General features: G+C 46.7%; 23 protein-coding genes. 17 read left to right on the top strand and 6 right to left on the bottom strand.

Annotated features, from left to right (window positions below; genetic code table 11):
• Positions 1–20: 20 nt before the first annotated feature.
• Genes O8C65_05050 through O8C65_05025 form a run of 6 tightly spaced genes read left to right on the top strand, consistent with a single transcriptional unit; the run spans position 21 to position 6,636 of the window.
• Positions 21–533 (top strand): hypothetical protein, encoded by a 513-nt coding sequence (locus O8C65_05050; protein MCZ7356280.1) that lies wholly within the window; start codon positions 21–23, stop codon positions 531–533.
• Entirely contained in the window at positions 530–1,099 is a 570-nt protein-coding gene (locus O8C65_05045) for a hypothetical protein (protein MCZ7356279.1), read from the top strand. The genes O8C65_05050 and O8C65_05045 overlap by 4 nt, the downstream gene beginning before the upstream one ends.
• Positions 1,087–2,751: a hypothetical protein gene (locus O8C65_05040; protein MCZ7356278.1), complete on the top strand. Its 1,665-nt coding sequence runs from the start codon at positions 1,087–1,089 to the stop codon at positions 2,749–2,751. The genes O8C65_05045 and O8C65_05040 overlap by 13 nt, the downstream gene beginning before the upstream one ends.
• 7 nt (positions 2,752–2,758) lie before the next feature.
• Positions 2,759–4,546, top strand: coding sequence for an Ig-like domain-containing protein (locus O8C65_05035; GenBank protein MCZ7356277.1), 1,788 nt, complete (start codon positions 2,759–2,761; stop codon positions 4,544–4,546).
• Between the two features lie 7 nt (positions 4,547–4,553).
• Complete coding sequence (locus O8C65_05030) at positions 4,554–5,273, top strand: hypothetical protein (protein ID MCZ7356276.1); 720 nt, start codon at positions 4,554–4,556, stop codon at positions 5,271–5,273.
• 1 nt (position 5,274) lies between these two features.
• Entirely contained in the window at positions 5,275–6,636 is a 1,362-nt protein-coding gene (locus O8C65_05025; protein ID MCZ7356275.1) for a hypothetical protein, read from the top strand.
• 137 nt (positions 6,637–6,773) lie between these two features.
• Here O8C65_05025 and O8C65_05020 read toward each other — a convergent pair whose 3' ends face one another.
• From O8C65_05020 to O8C65_05010, 3 genes are read right to left on the bottom strand one after another with little or no spacing between them, the layout of a single operon-like run.
• Positions 6,774–7,382 carry a ZPR1 zinc finger domain-containing protein gene (locus tag O8C65_05020; protein ID MCZ7356274.1) on the bottom strand — a complete coding sequence of 203 codons (609 nt, stop codon included), beginning with the start codon at positions 7,380–7,382 and terminating at the stop codon, positions 6,774–6,776.
• Positions 7,379–7,747 carry a cell division protein SepF gene (gene sepF, locus O8C65_05015; protein ID MCZ7356273.1) on the bottom strand — a complete coding sequence of 123 codons (369 nt, stop codon included), beginning with the start codon at positions 7,745–7,747 and terminating at the stop codon, positions 7,379–7,381. The genes O8C65_05020 and sepF overlap by 4 nt, the downstream gene beginning before the upstream one ends.
• Positions 7,748–7,788: 41 nt before the next feature.
• The gene (locus tag O8C65_05010) at positions 7,789–8,271 is read right to left on the bottom strand and encodes an RNA-binding protein (protein MCZ7356272.1); all 483 of its coding nucleotides are present in this window, start codon (positions 8,269–8,271) and stop codon (positions 7,789–7,791) included.
• 88 nt (positions 8,272–8,359) lie between these two features.
• On the opposite strand from O8C65_05010, the gene O8C65_05005 reads away from it, so the two are divergent.
• The 6 genes from O8C65_05005 to O8C65_04980 are packed head-to-tail and all read left to right on the top strand — an operon-like array spanning position 8,360 to position 11,716.
• Positions 8,360–8,575: an LSm family protein gene (locus O8C65_05005; GenBank protein MCZ7356271.1), complete on the top strand. Its 216-nt coding sequence runs from the start codon at positions 8,360–8,362 to the stop codon at positions 8,573–8,575.
• A 16-nt stretch (positions 8,576–8,591) separates the two neighbouring features.
• Positions 8,592–8,762, top strand: coding sequence for a 50S ribosomal protein L37e (locus tag O8C65_05000; GenBank protein MCZ7356270.1), 171 nt, complete (start codon positions 8,592–8,594; stop codon positions 8,760–8,762).
• A gap of 11 nt (positions 8,763–8,773) precedes the next feature.
• Positions 8,774–10,258 carry an amidophosphoribosyltransferase gene (gene purF, locus O8C65_04995; protein ID MCZ7356269.1) on the top strand — a complete coding sequence of 495 codons (1,485 nt, stop codon included), beginning with the start codon at positions 8,774–8,776 and terminating at the stop codon, positions 10,256–10,258.
• A 52-nt stretch (positions 10,259–10,310) separates the two neighbouring features.
• Positions 10,311–10,943 (top strand): Era-like GTP-binding protein, encoded by a 633-nt coding sequence (locus tag O8C65_04990; GenBank protein ID MCZ7356268.1) that lies wholly within the window; start codon positions 10,311–10,313, stop codon positions 10,941–10,943.
• Between the two features lie 6 nt (positions 10,944–10,949).
• Positions 10,950–11,306 carry a DUF2073 domain-containing protein gene (locus O8C65_04985; GenBank protein ID MCZ7356267.1) on the top strand — a complete coding sequence of 119 codons (357 nt, stop codon included), beginning with the start codon at positions 10,950–10,952 and terminating at the stop codon, positions 11,304–11,306.
• Positions 11,306–11,716: a Zn-ribbon domain-containing protein gene (locus O8C65_04980; protein ID MCZ7356266.1), complete on the top strand. Its 411-nt coding sequence runs from the start codon at positions 11,306–11,308 to the stop codon at positions 11,714–11,716. Before O8C65_04985 ends, O8C65_04980 begins: the two co-directional genes overlap by 1 nt.
• Here the strand turns inward: O8C65_04980 and O8C65_04975 are convergent.
• Both O8C65_04975 and O8C65_04970 read right to left on the bottom strand, forming a co-directional pair.
• Positions 11,707–12,141: a hypothetical protein gene (locus O8C65_04975; GenBank protein MCZ7356265.1), complete on the bottom strand. Its 435-nt coding sequence runs from the start codon at positions 12,139–12,141 to the stop codon at positions 11,707–11,709. The genes O8C65_04980 and O8C65_04975 overlap by 10 nt on opposite strands.
• A gap of 58 nt (positions 12,142–12,199) precedes the next feature.
• Entirely contained in the window at positions 12,200–12,817 is a 618-nt protein-coding gene (locus O8C65_04970; protein ID MCZ7356264.1) for a class I SAM-dependent methyltransferase, read from the bottom strand.
• A 52-nt stretch (positions 12,818–12,869) separates the two neighbouring features.
• Here O8C65_04970 and thiD point away from each other — a divergent pair, with 52 nt between their 5' ends.
• On the top strand, positions 12,870–14,189 hold the full coding sequence (gene thiD, locus O8C65_04965; protein ID MCZ7356263.1) for a bifunctional hydroxymethylpyrimidine kinase/phosphomethylpyrimidine kinase: 1,320 nt from the start codon (positions 12,870–12,872) through the stop codon (positions 14,187–14,189).
• A 16-nt stretch (positions 14,190–14,205) separates the two neighbouring features.
• Here the strand turns inward: thiD and O8C65_04960 are convergent, their stop codons facing one another.
• Positions 14,206–14,412, bottom strand: coding sequence for a 4Fe-4S binding protein (locus O8C65_04960; protein ID MCZ7356262.1), 207 nt, complete (start codon positions 14,410–14,412; stop codon positions 14,206–14,208).
• 51 nt (positions 14,413–14,463) lie between these two features.
• Between O8C65_04960 and aroC the strand changes: the two genes are divergently transcribed.
• The 4 genes from aroC to O8C65_04940 are packed head-to-tail and all read left to right on the top strand — an operon-like array spanning position 14,464 to position 18,316.
• Entirely contained in the window at positions 14,464–15,558 is a 1,095-nt protein-coding gene (aroC, locus tag O8C65_04955) for a chorismate synthase (GenBank protein MCZ7356261.1), read from the top strand.
• A gap of 21 nt (positions 15,559–15,579) precedes the next feature.
• Positions 15,580–17,193 carry an O-phosphoserine--tRNA ligase gene (sepS, locus tag O8C65_04950; GenBank protein MCZ7356260.1) on the top strand — a complete coding sequence of 538 codons (1,614 nt, stop codon included), beginning with the start codon at positions 15,580–15,582 and terminating at the stop codon, positions 17,191–17,193.
• The gene (locus tag O8C65_04945; protein MCZ7356259.1) at positions 17,190–18,041 is read left to right on the top strand and encodes a shikimate kinase; all 852 of its coding nucleotides are present in this window, start codon (positions 17,190–17,192) and stop codon (positions 18,039–18,041) included. The genes sepS and O8C65_04945 overlap by 4 nt, the downstream gene beginning before the upstream one ends.
• The gene (locus O8C65_04940; protein ID MCZ7356258.1) at positions 18,032–18,316 is read left to right on the top strand and encodes a chorismate mutase; all 285 of its coding nucleotides are present in this window, start codon (positions 18,032–18,034) and stop codon (positions 18,314–18,316) included. Before O8C65_04945 ends, O8C65_04940 begins: the two co-directional genes overlap by 10 nt.
• Positions 18,317–18,437: the final 121 nt, after the last annotated feature.

The raw sequence follows: 18,437 nt of genomic DNA, 5'->3' as shown, positions 1-18,437 counted from the left end.
AAAACCAATCTATTATGATTATGATAATGATAAGAAATCTGGTAAATGATGATGGCCAGATAAGTTTAGATTACGTAATAGGCGTTTCCATCTTTGTGGTATCCTTTTTTTTCCTATATAACATTCTAACCAGTCTATTCCTCCCATTCCAGTCCAATTCAAACGAGAATAAGCCAATGGCCGATAGGGCCAGTATGGTACTCATAGAGAGCACCAGCGGGCTGGCAGTAAGTGAATCAAGTCCAAACATCATCGATAAGACAAAAATCGTACAACTTGGCGCTGATCTGAATAACCCATTGACATACGATGGTACACGGGCCAAACTGGGTCTTGTGACGAGCAACCTGAAGTACAACCTAAATATCTCTTTACGCTATTTTAATAACAGTTTATATCCAAATTCATCCCACCCGATCCTTGTGGTAGGGTCAACGCCGGATGAATACACCAATGTGGCCCAGACAATGCGTGTGGTCTACCTTTCGCAGGATTCCAAACGATTGATGCTTGTAGTAAAGGTGTGGTTATGAATCGGGGAGAGAGTGCCCAGCTTTACACCATCGAAGGTGTTGCCTCGGCCTTAATGCTGGTCCTGGTAATCATCTTCGTGTTGAAGGCAGCACCGCTGACACCGAACACATCATCCGCCTCCCATCAGCAGTTGGAGGCGGAACTTGTGACTCGAGGGCAGGATCTGCTCACAATCCTTGACTATGCACCTGAAGGCAGCTTAAATTCTCCATTGGAACAGGCCATAGTGGGATGGACGGGAGCAGAGTTTGACGGTCAAGCAGCAGTCCGTCCTCTAGGGGGGGCAACAAATGTTACCTTGAATGTCCTAAAAGAGGCACTGGGGGACAATGGCGTTGCATATGACCTTGAGGTTTCTTTCTACACACCCTCGGGCATTTATACAAAGCCAATGCTCTGGAATGGAAAACCTTCGGATAATGCAGTCACAGTGTCCAGAAAGCTCGTTTTGCATGATGAAGATATGAGTCTGAATCCCGAACTTAGCGACATTATACCTGATATGAATCCCAGCACGCAATTTTACAATATCATAGATGTGAGGCTGATAATGTGGCAGATGTAATATCCAACGAAGAGGGGCAGCTCATGCTGCTGACAGTTTTTTTGATAGTTATCGGAGTTGTAGGTTACACAAGCCTCCTGAACAACATGATTTTTACCGCCAACATGCCCTCTACAGGGCTTGATGAATCCAAGCAGGATGTCAGGGATTTCAGATTAATCACCGAGTCCGAGATATTAAAAGCAATAGACTATTCCAATATCTCAGTGGCTGATCCCGACAATCAGACACAGTTAAAGAATTATTTTCTAAATTACATGAATTCGTATAACGATACGGTAAGAAAAATGTACTCAGCACGGGGTGCTTCGGTCGAGGTCGTACTGAATAACGTGTCGTTCAACAAAACAGCAAGCAATATTACAGTGAACAAGTACTCCATAACACCGGAAAACCATACATTCTCCGACAGATCTCTGATCATACCCATGGACGATAACCAGACACACATTATGGAGGCATATGGACTCGTCTTTAAGATTGCAGATGATACCGGGAGTTCAGGGCTGAGCGGTATACGGATTCCTGTTTGGAGCATACTGCAAAACCCGGTAAACAGTTCTGTACCCGACTTCTACATCAAATTGTACACAGATGACAACGCCTCAAGCACGGGAGTGGGTAACGTCACGTACAGGAACTACTCCGGTGGTCCGTTCCTGATCGAAGCAAGTGACATAGATCCGACGGAGAGGCAGATGATATTGGCAGAAGCCAAGAACAAGAGCGTCACAGTTCATGAACTCTATGAGAGTATCATTTACAACCAGAGTGTGAAAATGATCATGGCACCCAGGGTCGCGGTTTATCCCAGTAGCGATTTGGGCCCAATGTCGGATTATTATGCAGATGGAGAGATCCCATACACTGCACTCAGCGACCCGGATATATTAAACGGGAATCTTACACAGTACGACATACTTACCATTCCTCATCATAATATGGCTTCGGAGCCGGCAAATGTAATAACTGCGATCGTTGGATGGGTAGCGAACGGCGGTGTTCTGCACGCACAGTGCGAGGCGACGGATACCATGGATACTGCAGTTGAGAATTTCGCAGGTTCTGCAAAACCCTGGTATGGCTTTATAGGCATAAGCAAGTCAGATCATGTACCAGGTGATGAAACGTATATCAGGCTTTTAGACAATGCCACAGCTTTCAATGCATCATACTCGTTTAATACATCCCCGCCAATGCCTTTAGAAGGACTTGCAGACCCCGGAGCGCCTTACAGTCCGCTCGCTCAGTCAAACAATACAGCTGGGATTTTTGGAGAGACAGGGGGCAGTACATCAGCGTTTTCACTGCGCGATAATGGCAGCCAGGTGAACCCCAACACTAATATCCTGGGAATTGCAGTCAATGCAACCAACGCGCCGGTTTACGCGGATTACGACTCTGACGGCGTCAAAGAACCGCAGTTGATGTATGTACAGGCACCGTACGAAAATGGACTGGTGACGTATATTGCCGGGCACGATCTAACCAAACGCACTGGCGCTGCAGAGCGGTTTATATTTGAAACGTTCCTGGTGGCATCCATGAGGCAGCAGGCGGTCACTTCGGTCATTGCGAAAAATATCAATGTTACAATAAAATATTATGATGGAAAAGTGAGATACTCCGATACATTCCTTGTTAGCGATTGAGGCTTGGATGAGAACGAGAAGAATAATCTCAGATGAATCTGGTATTACCATTGCAGTCGAGACGATCCTGATGTTCGGCATATCCGTTATTTTTCTTGGAATGATATTCCTGTCTTTCCAGGGCTTGAACCAAAAGCAGGGCAAAATTTTGATGCAGGAAGAATATCTGGCATTAGGCAATGAGATCGCTAAAAGGATGTCTGATATGGTCGTGGAGGCCAGAGCAAGCCTTTCTTCAGGGTCACGAACCGCTATTGAATCGGAATTCTCGATGCCCGTGAAAATAGCTGATAACACATATTCCGTCAAACTATTGGCTGGCAAAATCATAATCGAATCCACAAGTGGTCCTTATGTGAGCGTGGAAGTACCCCTTGACTCGAACATAAGAGTGGCGGAAAACAGTACGATCCAGAGCTTAAGCGATACGTATAAATTGGAATATGATTCGCGAAGCAGCGCAATATTCTTCAAGGACGGCGGTGTAACGCCCCCGCCAGACTTCAACAGCCCCATCATCTCTATTGTTTCTCCGCCCGGAGGTTCCACCCTCAACAACACGGTGCATATTAATGTCAGCGTGTGGGATGATGTGGGTGTGACCCGGGTGGAGTACTATGTTAACGGAACTTATGAATATGCGGCGGGTTCCTCATTCAACTGGTCATGGGATACAAGAGCGATGACAGATGGGAACTATATTATTACTGCCATCGCTTATGACGCAGCAGGGCATACGAAACCCGCCTCCCGCAATTACACCGTGTATAATCCGGTCTCCTATCCGCCCATAGTTTCCGCATTTTCTCCACCCGATCTTTCCTCCACGGATTTCCACAGGCCCACCATACAGGCCCAGATAAGCGATGATAAAGGAATAAATTTTTCATCTTTTATATTATTAATCGATTCCATGAACCAGATATCAAATGCCACATTTACTACCGTGAGTCCCAAACTTACGACCGTCAACTACGTTCCCGTGCAGAGCATGAGCGAGTCTGGACATAATGTGCAACTCTACGTGAAGGACATTGATAGCACCGTACATGGGACCTGGGCGAACTGGTCATTTAATGTAACCCCGATAATAGACTCTGATAATCCTTCAACATCCATTCTGTCCCCTGTTCTGAGTTCTGACATCCCACCCGGGAATCCCATAAAGGTAACGTACATTGCGTCTGACAACAGTTCAGGTCTTGATAATCTAACCATTAATGTTACGCGAACAGGGGGAATAGTGTACTCACACAAAGAAAATGTCTCCATATATCCCACGGTCGTAAACAGCATAGACCCCCCGGAAACATGGACCTTCAATGCCACATATGTGAGCGGCATGAATTATACCTTCAATATTACCGTGTTTGATAGGAGCGGAAAATCTGCATTTGCTACCGCGGGACCATTTAATGTATCACTTCCAGGTCAGGCAAGTGAGCTTGAAGTTGATACAAGTGGACTTGCAACAGGACCTGGTGGCAAGAGCCTCAATAACATCAATCTCAGAGATAACGTTTCGGATACAGTAACCGTGTCCATAAAGAAAATCACTATTACATGGAATCCTTCAGGCCCAAATATCGCCACATTGAAAATTGGCCCGTCCACCTACTGGAGCGGCAATAGCCCTTCCGGAACCCAATTGACCTTAATCCCTTCCTATACGGCCCTGAACACTGCCAAATCCATGGATCTGACATTCAATAGTGATATCAGAGGGAAGGATTTCACCATCGAGTTCCTTTTGGGTGACAGCACCACACGGACGGTCACCTTTACTGCACCGTAGGAGGAACATGAAAAAACTCATACTATCTGAAAGCGCTGTTTCCGAGGCCATGAGTTTCTCATTGACTTTAGCGATTGTAATTCTCGCAAGCGCCATGGTTTATTTTCAAGGCGCACCAATGCTCGATAAATCAGAAAAAACCGCCCATTTTCAGGAGATGGAGAGGAGTTTTCTTTATCTATCTCAAAATATCGGAAAAGTTGGCGCCGATAGAGCCCCTATCAGAATCACGGAACTGAAAATAAAAGGTGGAATTCTGGCTGTCCGCCATAACAGCTCAATTACGATAGGCAGCATACCATTCAACCTGGGCTCCGTAGAGTACATGTATGAAGATAAAACACTTGCCTATGAAAACGGCGGTATATGGACAAAATATCCGAATGGCGCCGTGATTATAGTGTCAAAACCCTCTTTCTCGACGGGGAACACTACTACGATACCGGCTTTTGAATTAGCAGGTGACTACTGGGTGGGTGGGGATGGGATTATGAGGGTGAATGGTAAGATTTTTTCTTCTTCGCTCCTCACCGTTGATGCCGTGAATGGTAATGTCTCGATGGTGATACAGAGTGATTACTACAAAGGATGGGCGGAATACCTGGGGGATATAGGAGCGAAAGATATAGTCATTGACGATATGAACACTACGGTGTCGTCAAACATTACTGCCAACGTAGTGAACGTTGACAGTAGCCAGATAATCACCAGCATACTAACAGGTTAAAATGAACTCTGTGAAAATAAAAATTTTGAAATCTGAAGATGCGGTCTCAGAGACAATAGGTTATTCTCTCATTCTCAGCATCGTGCTGATCGGCTCCTGCGTTATGGCAGTTATTGCATATCCCATCCTGGTAAATATAAAGGATTCCGCATTCATGGAAAGTGAGGTAGAGGCGCTCACGATGATAAATGGAAGAATCAGCATGGTGGCTTTTGGGGTTTCACCCTCCCAACTCTCACATATGGACCTCAATGGCGGGACTTTAATGGCTGAGAATGTGACCAGCAACCGATTGAGTATAATCGTGGTCAATGAGTCTGGTTATCAGCTTGAAATATTCAATAAATCATTGGGTTTGATAGAATATGCTGTGAACAACAACAGAATTGCCTACGAAGATGGGGGAATGTTTAGGATGTTTCCCTCGGGAGAACCTGAGATGATTTCTCCTCCAGAATTCTACTATAACGGCGAAACACTGACAATCCCGATAATAAGGATCAATAGCCAGGGGTCGATTGGCGGGAAAGGAGTTGTAAACGTTCTTTCGGAATCACATGATGCCCCAAGAAGGATTTATCCTAATCTTACCACGAGCAATCTCGTAAACCCACTTTACGGAAAGCAGATAAAAATCAGGCTAAAGAGCGACTACTATAAAGCGTGGGCTCAGTATATACAGGAGAGAACCGAGGCCATTCCACTCATGAACGATGTAACCCACGAAGTAATAGTTTCATTCAACTCACATCCCAGTAACGGACCTCAAGATTTGATTGTCCCTATTGAGGTGGTGGGGTTAGACGTCACAAATAATACACCTCTCAACCAGTTTAGATTCAATCTTACCGGGGTCGAGGCAAATCTCCAGATCGACCTGCGTGCGCCTACCGCCGATTCAGACGTGTTCCATCTGAATCTTCAGAAAAAATGTGGAGGTGGTCAGGAGGGAGCATATGTAGTAGTGTCTTATAATAAAGGTAGTCTAAATGAGACGTGGGGGTCATGCAACGAAATGATCATTACCAACAACTTATCTATCGATTTGCTCAATTCAAGTATTCTTGCAGATTATACATCAAATGTTCAGTCAGGCACGTGGCTCAATGAGGCTTCCTATACAGGGACTTATCAAAAGCCAGGTAATCAGGGTCCAGTGCCTCTTGGCGTAATCTTGCAACATTATATGAAATTGATTAGCGATACAGGTACATTCGCGATCTACCAGGGTAATAAAAATGGCGACCAGTGGAGTGGTTTTAACCAGGACAACTCAACCTATGTGCTTGACTACAACATCCTGCCTCCGAACATCAATTATATGCACATCGTGGATTATAACGTTAATGTCAGCTTCCATTAATGCGAGTTAATTCATAACCCGTTTCTATTCCCTTTTTTGTATTTTAGCCCAAGGGCACTTTCGTTGAGTGATATCCGGGCAGCCATATATCCGTGCACCAGGAGCTTTCACTTTCGATGCAACTTGCAACATCCTCACTATTGCAGATTCTCATTGGAATCAATTTCTTCTTTTTCAAATACAATCATACCTGTTCTCAGATTGGCAGCTTCTTCCCCAGTAAGCTCCCTGCTGATGGCCTTCTCTGCAATTATGGCGCTGTTGCCCAGCGGGTCCTCTATTATAACTGTGACTTCATGCTCCCCTGCTTTTATTCTCTCGATTATCGACATTAGCTCATGGGCGCGCTCGGTCTTTCCTGCTTCTCCCCACCTCTCCACCATCTCCAGAATCTCTTCTACCCTTTCAAGCACCCCTTCGATATTGGATACGAAGGATTCAGAGGCAGGCCCCGGCTCGATGTCAATCCCGAGTTCGGGTATCCTGATAGTTCCCGATGTGGATCGCACGACCCTGGCATTCAGATCATCCAGGTCCCTGACCTTCAATTCAAAATGCACGGGCTCACGCTGGGCCATTATCAATGTATCCGTGTACCTGAACCCGCATTCGCAATTGGAAGTAATATGCATCACTTCCCCGAAAAACGGAATGTTCTGCGAAACCCAGTTCGTTATAAGTTCTTTATGGCACAGCGGGCAGGTGCTTCTTGTAACCGTTAAAGGGCGTATAAATTCAGAGTTCACTTTAGCTTTTGTCTGTCGATACGCACACCGCGCGGTGTCACAATGACCTGATCTTCCTTCACCATTGCTATATCTCCGTGAACATCGCTGACCACCTGTTTTAAATCCTTGATCGCCCTGTCGAAGAGCAGTTTGTCATGCTTGGCAGGCGATACATCGATTATGAGAATGTTGTTTTCATAAACCTGTTTCTTCAACTGGGGCAGCGTATCCAGACCTGACAGTTCAGCCACGCGAATGAACATGTTGGTGGGTTCATCTTTAAAACCTTCTTCAAATTCCGAAAGATCAAGTTCCTGATAATCCTCAGCCTCAGATCTTGCCTTTTTCCCGCTTCCAATGAGCTTATCTAGAAATTTAGCCATGAAATCATCTCCGTTTCCTCTTAATGTGTGTTTCTATTTATCTATTTCTGTTCAAGGTTCCAGAGTTCATCCCCAACATAATGGATGGATTTGACCGCCTTGCCTTTTTTCCCTGCCATCTCCTTCCCTGGCACAAGCGCTCTTCCGATCGCCAGAGCTTTTCCATGCGCTTTCTCCACAACGATCACAAGGTCCCCTTCCTCAATACCGTGGTCGGCTTCCGTTATGCCAGGACCCATAATATCAGCCCCGTTGATAACGAACTTCACGGCTCCCGGATCAACCACTACCCTTCTGCGCGCAGGGTTCAATTTAAGCGCACCTTTCACGGTGGGAAATATCTTTCCTTCAATTCTAAACAACAGCGGCTCTCCATCAACAAAAATGAAATCCTGCTCGTCGGTCTCGACATGCTCGAGTTTTTTGTTCGCAAAAGCTGACGCATCCCCGAAAGCTTCCACAATATCATTGATGAGAGCTTTTTCATCGGTCTTTCTCAATACATTCCGTGATCTTATCTTCATTTGCCACCAATAGTTTTAAATATTCTTCTGACAACAGTGGTGCACTATTTCGTTAATGGTTTAAATAAACTTTATTAAGGAGCATCTTATGGGAAACAGACCCCTCGACATTCTAAACAATGCGCTAAATAAATCGGTAATAATACGGCTAAAAGGAGCCAGAGAATTCAGAGGCGAATTGCAGGGATACGACATGCATATGAACCTCGTACTGGCGAATGCCGAGGAAATAAAAGAGACAGAAACTAAGAAACTTGGAACAGTAGTTGTACGCGGGGATAATATCGTATTTATCTCTCCATAGGAAAAGGTGATTGTAAATGTCAAAAGGTACGCCCTCAATGGGAAAACACCAGCATAAGACGCATGTAAAATGCAGAAGATGCGGTAGTGTCTCATTAAATACACACACAAAGATGTGTGCTTCGTGCGGATTCGGTAGAACCACGCACATGAGATCATACAAATGGCAAGAGAAATGCGGATATTAAGGTGACAACTATTGCATGAAGAATGCGGCGTTGTGGGTGTCTCTTTTAAGGATGAAGCATCCGCTGCGCTGTCAATCTATTATGCGCTTTATGCTCTCCAGCACAGGGGACAGGAATCCGCAGGTATAACTGTCCATGATGGCATGGAGGTCCGGACCCTAAAAGGGATGGGTCTTGTGCCAGAGGTTTTTAACAGAGGAGATATCCAGAAACTGAAAGGACATGTGGGGATAGGGCACGTTCGCTATTCGACCACAGGCGGATCAAAAATCGAGAATTGTCAGCCTCTACTTGTGAGTTTCAAAAGCGGGACAATAGCGATAGCCCATAATGGCAATCTCGTCAATTCAAAAGAGCTGAGAGCGGAACTTGAAAAGGAAGGAAGGATTTTCCTCTCCGACTCGGATACAGAGGTCATAGCCCATCTGCTCGTTAAGGAACTGATGCACACCGATCTTGAAGGCGCGGTCAAAGAATTGATGCGACGGCTTATCGGCTCTTATTCGCTTGTGATCTTAGTGGATAACAGTCTTGTAGTGGTCCGTGATCCGCTGGGGTTCAAGCCTCTTTGTCTCGGGGAGATAGATAACGGCTATATGGTGGCGTCTGAAAGCGCAGCAATAGACATCCTTGGCGGGCACCTCATCCGGGACGTAAATCCGGGCGAGATGATCATATTCTCCAACGGAAGCTACGAGAGCAAACAGATCGTGAAGGCAAAAAATCACGCCCACTGCGTGTTTGAGTATATCTATTTCGCGAGACCGGATTCAATAATCGACGGAGAACTCGTTTATAATGTGAGGATGCGCATAGGGGAGATGCTGTTTTGCGAACACCCTGTTGAAGCAGATATCGTTTCACCGGTGCCTGATTCAGGGATCACGTCTGCAATTGGCTTTTCAAAGAAATCCGGAATAGATTATATGGAGGGGCTGATGAAGAACAGGTACATAGGAAGAACATTCATCATGCCTGGACAGGATATGCGGGAAACCGCAGTGCGTCTCAAACTCAACACCATAAAACCCAATATCCAGGGCAAGAGCATCGTGCTTGTGGACGACAGCATCGTGCGCGGGACTACATCACGCCGTATTATCGACCTGATGCGCAAATCCGGGACAAGGGAGGTCCACATGAGGGTCGCAAGCCCCCCTATTATCTCACCATGTTACCTTGGGATTGACATGGCTACACGTGAGGAACTTGTGGCAGCCCATAAAACTATAAAAGGTGTTGAAGCTTTGATCAACGCCGACTCGCTGGGCTACGTTAGTATTGAAGGGCTTGTTAAGTCGATCGGGATCCCGATTGAAGATCTCTGCATAGGGTGCCTGTCCGGGATGTATCCTGTTGAGATTCCGGGGGAACAGTGTGCCAGAAGGCAATTGAAACTTTCAGAATTCAATGAACCCGTCAAAGAGCAGATGCTTCATGTCCCATTAAAGTCCAATGAAGCTGCCAGAAAAGAAAAACGATTCTTGGATTTCTGATTTGATAGAAAACTAATAAAGATAGAACAGATATTAAACACTGAGGCATACTATGGGCATAATAAAAAGGCTGGGGCTCAAATTTACCTGGTTAAAAAAAATATTCAGGAAAAAAAGAGCGAGAATAGGAATATATGGTCCTCCAAATGCTGGCAAGACAACACTGGCGAACAGGATCCTCAGGGACTGGACGGGAGATGCCATGGGATCGGTATCAAACATCCCGCACGAGACCAGAAGGGCCAGAAGGCGAGAAGGTGTGACGATAGAATCCAACGGGTCTTCTGTGACACTTGATATTATCGATACTCCCGGGCTTGCCACCAAGATCGATTTCCATGATTTTATGGCGTTTGGGATGGGCGAGGAAGAATCGAAGCGGCGCGCCAAAGAGGCGACCGAAGGAGTTATAGAAGCTGTAAAATGGCTGGATGAACTTGACGGCGTGATACTTGTTATGGATGCCACAGAAGATCCATATACTCAGGTCAATGTCACCGTGATAGGGAACATGGAGGCGCGAAAACTTCCGCTTCTCATTGCGGCGAACAAGATCGACCTTCCCACCTCATCGCCGGCAAGGATACACAGCGCCTTCCCCCAGCATCCACTTGTACCAATATCCGCTCTGGATGGACAGAACATAGACTTGCTGTATCAGGAAATTGCAGAACACTTCGGGTGAATCATAATGAAAGGAATTCAGTTGGACTTAATATCGGAAGATAAGCTTGATAACATGACCTCGATGGAAAAGGTACGTTTGATACTGGATGAGGTAAGGAGCGGGAAAATCCTCGTGCTTGAAAAAGGTCTCACACCGAGTGAGCAGACAAAGCTCATAGAGCTGACAATGACCGAAATCGGCCCGGATGATTTCTCAGGTATTGAGATAGAGAGCTATCCTGTCAAGCAGAACGATACTTTCTTTAATAAATTGCTCGGCAAAACCTCACTCAAAACAAGGCTTACAGTTATCGGGGCGGCGGCGCAGCTCAAGACGATTAAAAAGGACAGGGATTTGATCAGTGCCATGGTCTCACCATAATGCCGCATAAGTGTACCAGTTGCGAAAGCATATTCAAGGACGGGGCATCCATAATATTGAATGGATGCCCGAAATGCGGGTGGAACAAGTTCCTCTATGTGAAGGATGAGAAAACACAGGATTCGCCAGTAACTGAAGCGGGTTCAATCCCCCCGGCGGCGTCAAAGTTCATCAGGGAAGTCGATGAACTTATGGGAAAACCGGCGCAATCCGAATTAAAAGAGGCGAAAACGAAACCGCAGGAGATCGGGAACCGCGTGGAATCCGTGAGGATTTTATCGCCAGGGCAATATGAATTGAACCTTAATTCGCTTCTTGAAAGAGATGAAATCGTAATGGCGCTTAAGGAAGACGGCTCCTATATTGTCCATCTGCCGTCCGTTTTCAAGAAAAAGAAACATCAGCGGTAAAATATATTGGGTGTTGAATCGATGGAGGAAAACTCATGGGTTCGGGGAGAGTCGGGCGTGTATATGATCAATGTGTTTATTCTCTCTCCAAGCTTTCTGGAATCGTGTAAGTAATATCCCTTTTCATATCGCGATATGTTTTCCACCTTCAATATGGCCTTATTCTGATCCATTTTTACTATCTCATAATCAAAGTTTGAGAATACGGATCTCATATTTGGTTCCAGGGTCTTGCTTCCAAAAAGGAGAATATATAGTTTCGGCAGATCCCCCATGTCGTAATTCACTGTGAACGTTGCATCGGTCTTATCAAATTTGATTGTGAGGGAAGTAATTTCCAGGGACCGGTTTTCCTGTGCTCCTTCTGTAAATGGAATAATTGATGCAAATACAAGTATGGTTAGAATTGCGAGTGTGGATTTCATTTAGAGAACATTATACAACATGTAAGTATATATTTTTCTGCCCCTTTTAGCTCTATAGTCATGATTTTTTTGCAACAACGGAGATCATGTGCCGGGTGAATAACCTGCCATCGAATCGTTTTTCTTTCATGGATTCAACTATTTCACAGCCAAAACCCAAGAGCAAAGCAGTCAATTCCTGTTTATCAAAATAATGATATACGATACCATTTTTTCTTTTAAAAGTCCCGGGTTCGACCTCGCACCCTCCGTATCTCATATCCTCTACCCCGAAGACCTCGATGAACAAAAGGCCTCCACTTCGAAGGAGCCGCTTGAATTCGCAGATGGCCGCCTCTCGCTCTTTTAATAACAGGTGCTGCAGGACCCCGTAGCACCAGATGATATCAAAAGAGCCACCTGAAAAAGGCAGATCATAAATATTAGCGGCTAAAAAATCGATATCCAGTTTCCGTGCTCTGCTGCTCTTGCTTGCGGTCTTCAGGGCACAGGAGGATACATCCACTGCAACCACTTCAAATCCGCGCATCTTTAAGGGCTGTGAGTATTTGCCGCATCCGCAGCCTGCATCCAGCAATCGGCCCTTTTCACTATAAGGCTCCAGTAACTCAAGTGAGTAATGCCCCTTCCATAAATTGCTTTTATGCTCATTGTTCCATGCCTTGATGTGTTCCACAGGACGCTTAATTTCAACTGGAACTATTATAATGTATGCAGACCATTTTTACATGATGCCAACAGCAATGACCATAGCAGGTGTTGATTCTGGCGGAGGCGCCGGCATAACCGCGGATATAAAGACTTTCGCGGCTCTTGGAGTCCACGGAACCTGTGTAATAACCTCGGTTACGGCGCAGAATACAAAAGGTGTTCTGGATTCCTTTGACCTCCCGGTGGAATTCATAGAAGAGCAATTCGATGCCATAGTGAGCGATATCAGGATAGATTACGTCAAAACAGGGATGCTTTCATCTCCGGAGATTGTCAGGACTGTGGCAGGACTGATAAAAAGGGAAAAGCTTCCTCTAGTCATCGACCCTGTGATGGCAGCAGAGGCAGGTGGAAAGCTCCTGCAGGATGAGGCCATCGGTGTTTTAGTCGAAGAACTCCTGCCTCTTGCGAGGGTGGTAACGCCAAACATAGTCGAAGCTGAGAGACTTTCAGGTGTGAAAATAAAAGATATTAAGGATGCCAAAATGGCGGCTAAGAAAATTCACGAAATGGGTGCAAGTGCAGTAATCGTAACTGGAGGGCATCTTGAGGGAACTGATGTTTTTTATGACGGTGAAGCCACATATATAGAGGGAAAGCTATTGAAAGGCGGCACTCATGGCTCAGGATGCACGCACTCGGCCGCGCTCACGGCAGAACTTGCTAAAGGAACTCCTCTTATTGATGCAGCGCAACGCGCCAAGAAATTCGTGGAACATGCGATACTTGCAGGCATCAAAATAGGCGGTGGCGCTGCACCTGTGAACCAGTTAGGATATACGCTTGCAGATGCTGAAAGATACCGTGTTCTAAAGGACGTGGAGAAAGCCGTCGATATGATCGAAAACAATAAGGCTTTTTCAGAACTCATACCTGAGGTGGGGTGTAATATCGCCATGGGGATCCCAAATGCTTCTTCTATTTCAGATGTTGCTGCTGTTCCGGGAAGGATCGTCAGATTAAAAGGAGCGCCGCATGCTGTGGGTTGTGTATCTTTCGGCGCCAGCAGCCACGTTGCCCGGATCGTACTGACTGTGATGCAGCATGATAGTTCGATCAGGGCTGTGATGAATGTGCGGTATTCAGAGGAGGCGCTTTCTACTTGCAAGGAACTCGGTCTGAACGTGGCTTCGTTTTCGAGAAAGGATGAGCCTTCGGATGTTTCCACAATGGAATGGGGTGTGGCAAGGGCTATAAAGGGTGCGGGAAGGGTTCCTGATGTTATTTATGATACAGGGGGCGTGGGGAAGGAGGCGATGATAAGACTTCTGGGGAAGGATGCAATGGAAGTTGCGGGAAAGGCAATAGAGATAGCCCGCGCAATGATGAAACGCTAAAATATATTTTTTTTTATCAAAAGTGGCGCTCCAGTCGTATCGCCTTCGGCTTGCATGCCATCACGCAGTTCGTGCACCCGATACAGAAACTCTTATCCAGCACTTGCGCTACCTTTCTCCCGTTTTTCTCCACGATCCTGTATATCCTCGGCCCTTTCGGGCAAACCCTGATACATTCCCCGCATCCCGTGCATTTTTCAGGATCAACAAATATGTCAATCATAATTGTAATATTCCAAGCACTTATATAATCAATCAAACTTAATTAAGGTTCATGTCTGGAAATACCTTTGGCACGCTGTTCCGGATAACTACCTGGGGCGAGAGCCACGGCTGCGGCGTAGGGGTAGTGATAGATGGCTGTCCCGCGGGTCTTCCACTGGAAGAAACAGACATCCAGAAGGAGTTAGACCGGCGCAGACCAGGGCAAAGCACCATTACCACTCAAAGAAAAGAAGAAGACAGGGCCAAGATCCTGTCCGGGGTGTTTTCAGGAAAGACAACAGGTGCACCCATATCCATAATGGTCGAAAACAGGGATGTCGATTCAGGCAAATATGAAGAGCTTCGAAATACTCCACGCCCGGGGCATGCTGATCTGACGTACGAGTTGAAATACGGATTCCGGGATTACAGAGGGGGCGGCCGCTCCTCGGCGCGCGAAACGATCGGACGCGTGGCAGGGGGCGCGATTGCAAAGAAAATCCTCGCTCTTCACGGTACTGAGGTACTGGGTCATGTTGTGGAACTAGGTGGTATCCGGGCAAAGGAAATGACAATTGAAGATATCCGTGAAAACACGGAAAAAAACCCAGTGAGGTGTGCAGACCCTGAGACGGCGGTGGAAATGCAGGCCATGATCCATGCCGCACGCAGTGAAGGTGACAGTGTGGGAGGTATAGTGGAGATAATCGTCCTTGGAGTTCCAGGTGGTGTAGGAGAACCTGTATTCGATAAGCTCAGCGCCGAGCTTGCAAAGGCATTGATGAGCATCGGCTCTGTGAAGGGCATTGAGATCGGGGCTGGTTTCAGATCGGCATATATGAGGGGAAGCCAGGTGAATGACCCGATTAAATTATGCGATGAAAAACCGAAGTCAATCACCAATAATGCAGGAGGGGTCCTCGGTGGGATCAGCAACGGTGAGCCGATAGTATGCAGGATTGCAGTGAAACCCACTCCTTCGATCTCAAGAGAGCAGAGTACTATCAATTTAGACACGATGGAAGAGACTAAAATAAAGATCCAGGGTAGGCATGACCCCGCAATCCCGCCGCGCATTGTTCCTGTAGCTGAAGCCATGGTGGCGCTTGTAATCGCTGACCAGATGATGAGAGGCGGGTTCATAAGAACTTCATATATTGGATGATCACAGGAGAAAAACAGACTCATGAGATTTAATCCCGATGAAATCAAAGAAGCAACAAAGAAAGATTTTGACGCTGCATGGAACGAAGGGAAAAAATATGTCTCCAATCCGGGAATCAATGAAAAATATCCCCGTGCTTCTCTGAAATATGGGAAGCCCCATCCAGTTTTCGATACGATCCAGCGCCTCCGCGACGCATATATGCGCCTTGGTTTTGAAGAGTTCATGAACCCCATCATTGTAGAGGACAGGGAGATCCACAAGCAATTCGGCTATGAAGCACTGGCAGTCCTGGATCGCTGTTTCTACATTGGCGGCCTCCCGAGACCCAATGTGGGGATTTCGGATGAAAGGATAGAAGAGATAAAAAAAATCCTTGGGGACTTGAATGAGGAAGGTGTGGAAACGATAAGACAGATACTTCATTCCTACAAGAAAGGTGAGATAGAAGGGGATGACCTCGTGCCGGAAATGGCGAAAGAATTGAAAGTCCCGGATTCCAAAGTTGCTGTTATGATCGACCATGTATTCCCGGAGTTCAAGTCGCTTGTACCTGTCAGTTCGCAGAATACGCTTCGCAGCCACATGACCTCAGGTTGGTTCATCAGCCTTGGAGAGATGTGCGATTACCGAAGTACTCCCCTGAAGCTCTTTTCCGTAGACAGGTGCTTCCGCCGGGAGCAGGCAGAGGATGCCACGCGTCTTATGGCTTATTATTCCGCATCCTGCATTATAATGAATGATAATGTGAGCGTTGATGATGGGAAGGCGGTCGCTGCAGGGCTTCTCAGCCAATTTGGATTCTCCAATTTCAGGTTCAGGCCTGATGAAAAGAGGAGCAAGTATTATGTCTCTGACACTCAGACCGAGGTCTTTGCCTTTCACCCGAGGCTTGTGGGTTCAAAGACAAAGTACAAGGACGGCTGGGTGGAGGTGGCGACGTTTGGGATATATTCACCTTCTGCTCTCTCGCAGTACAATATCCCCTGCCCCGTGATGAACCTGGGTATGGGAGTCGAGCGCCTTGCAATGATACTGCACGATTCAATGGATGTCCGAGCCCTGACGTATCCACAGTTCCAGTATAAGACCGGATGGGTGATGCCAGATAGCGAGATTGCCTCCATGATATATGTGGAGGATGCGCCTGTGACAGAGACCGGGAAAGAGATACAGGCCGCTATCGTCAGGACATGCGAGCAATATGGAAATACCCCGAGCCCGTGTGAATTCACTGCATGGGAAGGACAATTGCTTGAAAGGAATATCAGGGTAAAAGTCGTTGAGCCGGAGGAGAATACCAAGCTCTGCGGCCCGGCAGCTATGAATGAGATCATCTCTTATAAGAACGACATCCTGGGGTTGCCGAGAACTTCAAGATGGGATGATGCATTTAACAATGGCGTTACAACGGGCATCAGGTATATCGATGCATTTGCAGCGAGGTGCGCGAAGGAGATAGAGGATGCCGTGCAAAAAGGCAGCCCTTCAGAGACCCGTGTGAGAATCATCAAGGTACCTTCTGAGATAAATATCAGGACAGACCCGATAGTGCAGAGGTATATTACGGGGATGAAGAAAAAGATAGATACAAGAGGACCTGTTTTCACAACAGTGAGAATGGAAATATTATGAAACAGTCAGGATACGCATACGCCTGCGGAGCAGGAACGATAATCAATGCGATCGCAACATGGAAAGGAGCAGCATTCGGGATTGATTTGCGGACAGAAGCGGAAGTCACACTCACAGATTCCGGAAAAATACAGGGCTATATGGAGGAAGGTGGGGACACCACTCTTATCGAACGCTGCGTTGAACTTACCCTTTTCCGCTTTGGCTCAAAATCCGGTGCAAAGGTTGCGACAAAAAGTCAGATACCAATAGCAAGCGGGCTTAAGAGCTCAAGCGCCGCTGCAAATGCCGCCGTGCTTGCCACTCTTGATGCGCTGGGTGAATCGCTTGAACCACTCGAGGCGATAAAAATAGGCGTTCAGGGTGCGCTTGATGCAAAAGTAACGATCACGGGCGCGTTCGACGATGCCTGCGCCTCCATGCTTGGCGGGTTCGTTATTACGGATAACAAAAATAAGGAGCTTATCAGCAGATCGGAGCGCGATTCAGAGGTGCTTATTCTCGCTCCTGAAAAGAAGGCATACAGCTCTGCAACAAACGTGGCGCGTTCAAGGCTCGTGGGACGCTGGGTGGAGCTTGCATATGAAGAAGCCGTTGCGGGGGATTACGAGAAGGCCATGACGCTTAACGGTTTCCTGTACTGCGCAGCTCTCGGCTTCAGCACGGAGCCAATGTTTGCGGCGCTCGAAGTGGGCATCGAGGGCGTGAGCCTCTCGGGTACGGGGCCTGCTTATGCGGCGCTTGGAACCCCGAAGCTCCTTGATAAACTCGAGCCCGTGTGGTCGCGTACAGGCGGAAAAGTGATAAGGACTAAGGTAAATAATGCGGGTGGGAAGATATGCCGTTAAAAGAGGTAAGGGCAAAGATAGAGAAACTGGATAATCAGATACTCCGCCTCATTGAGCAGAGGACGGCACTTGCCACAGATGTACTTGAGGCCAAGAAAGCCATTGGAATGCCCATTAATGATAATGAGCAGAACAAAATCGTACTGGACAGGGTGGCGAACGCGGCGACCGAGGTGGGGCTGGACGGCGAAGAGGTAAAGAGGATTTTTGAGATATTGATAATGATGAACATCGAGCGGCAGCATGAGTTGAGCGGGGAAGGGAATTTGCCGTAATCGATAAAAAAAGAATGTGTGTAAAATCTTTTGGTGTTAAATCTCGTATAAAGTAACTTTGCGCTCTTTGCGTGCTTTGCGGTGCAGGATTTTTCACCGTAGAGGGCGCAAAGTACGCAAA

The sequence above is a fragment of the Candidatus Methanoperedens sp. genome (assembly GCA_027460535.1).
Classification (GTDB): Archaea; Halobacteriota; Methanosarcinia; order Methanosarcinales; family Methanoperedenaceae; genus Methanoperedens.
The sequence above is the reverse complement of the archived record's forward strand: the minus strand, read 5'-3'. Positions and strand labels throughout refer to the sequence as shown.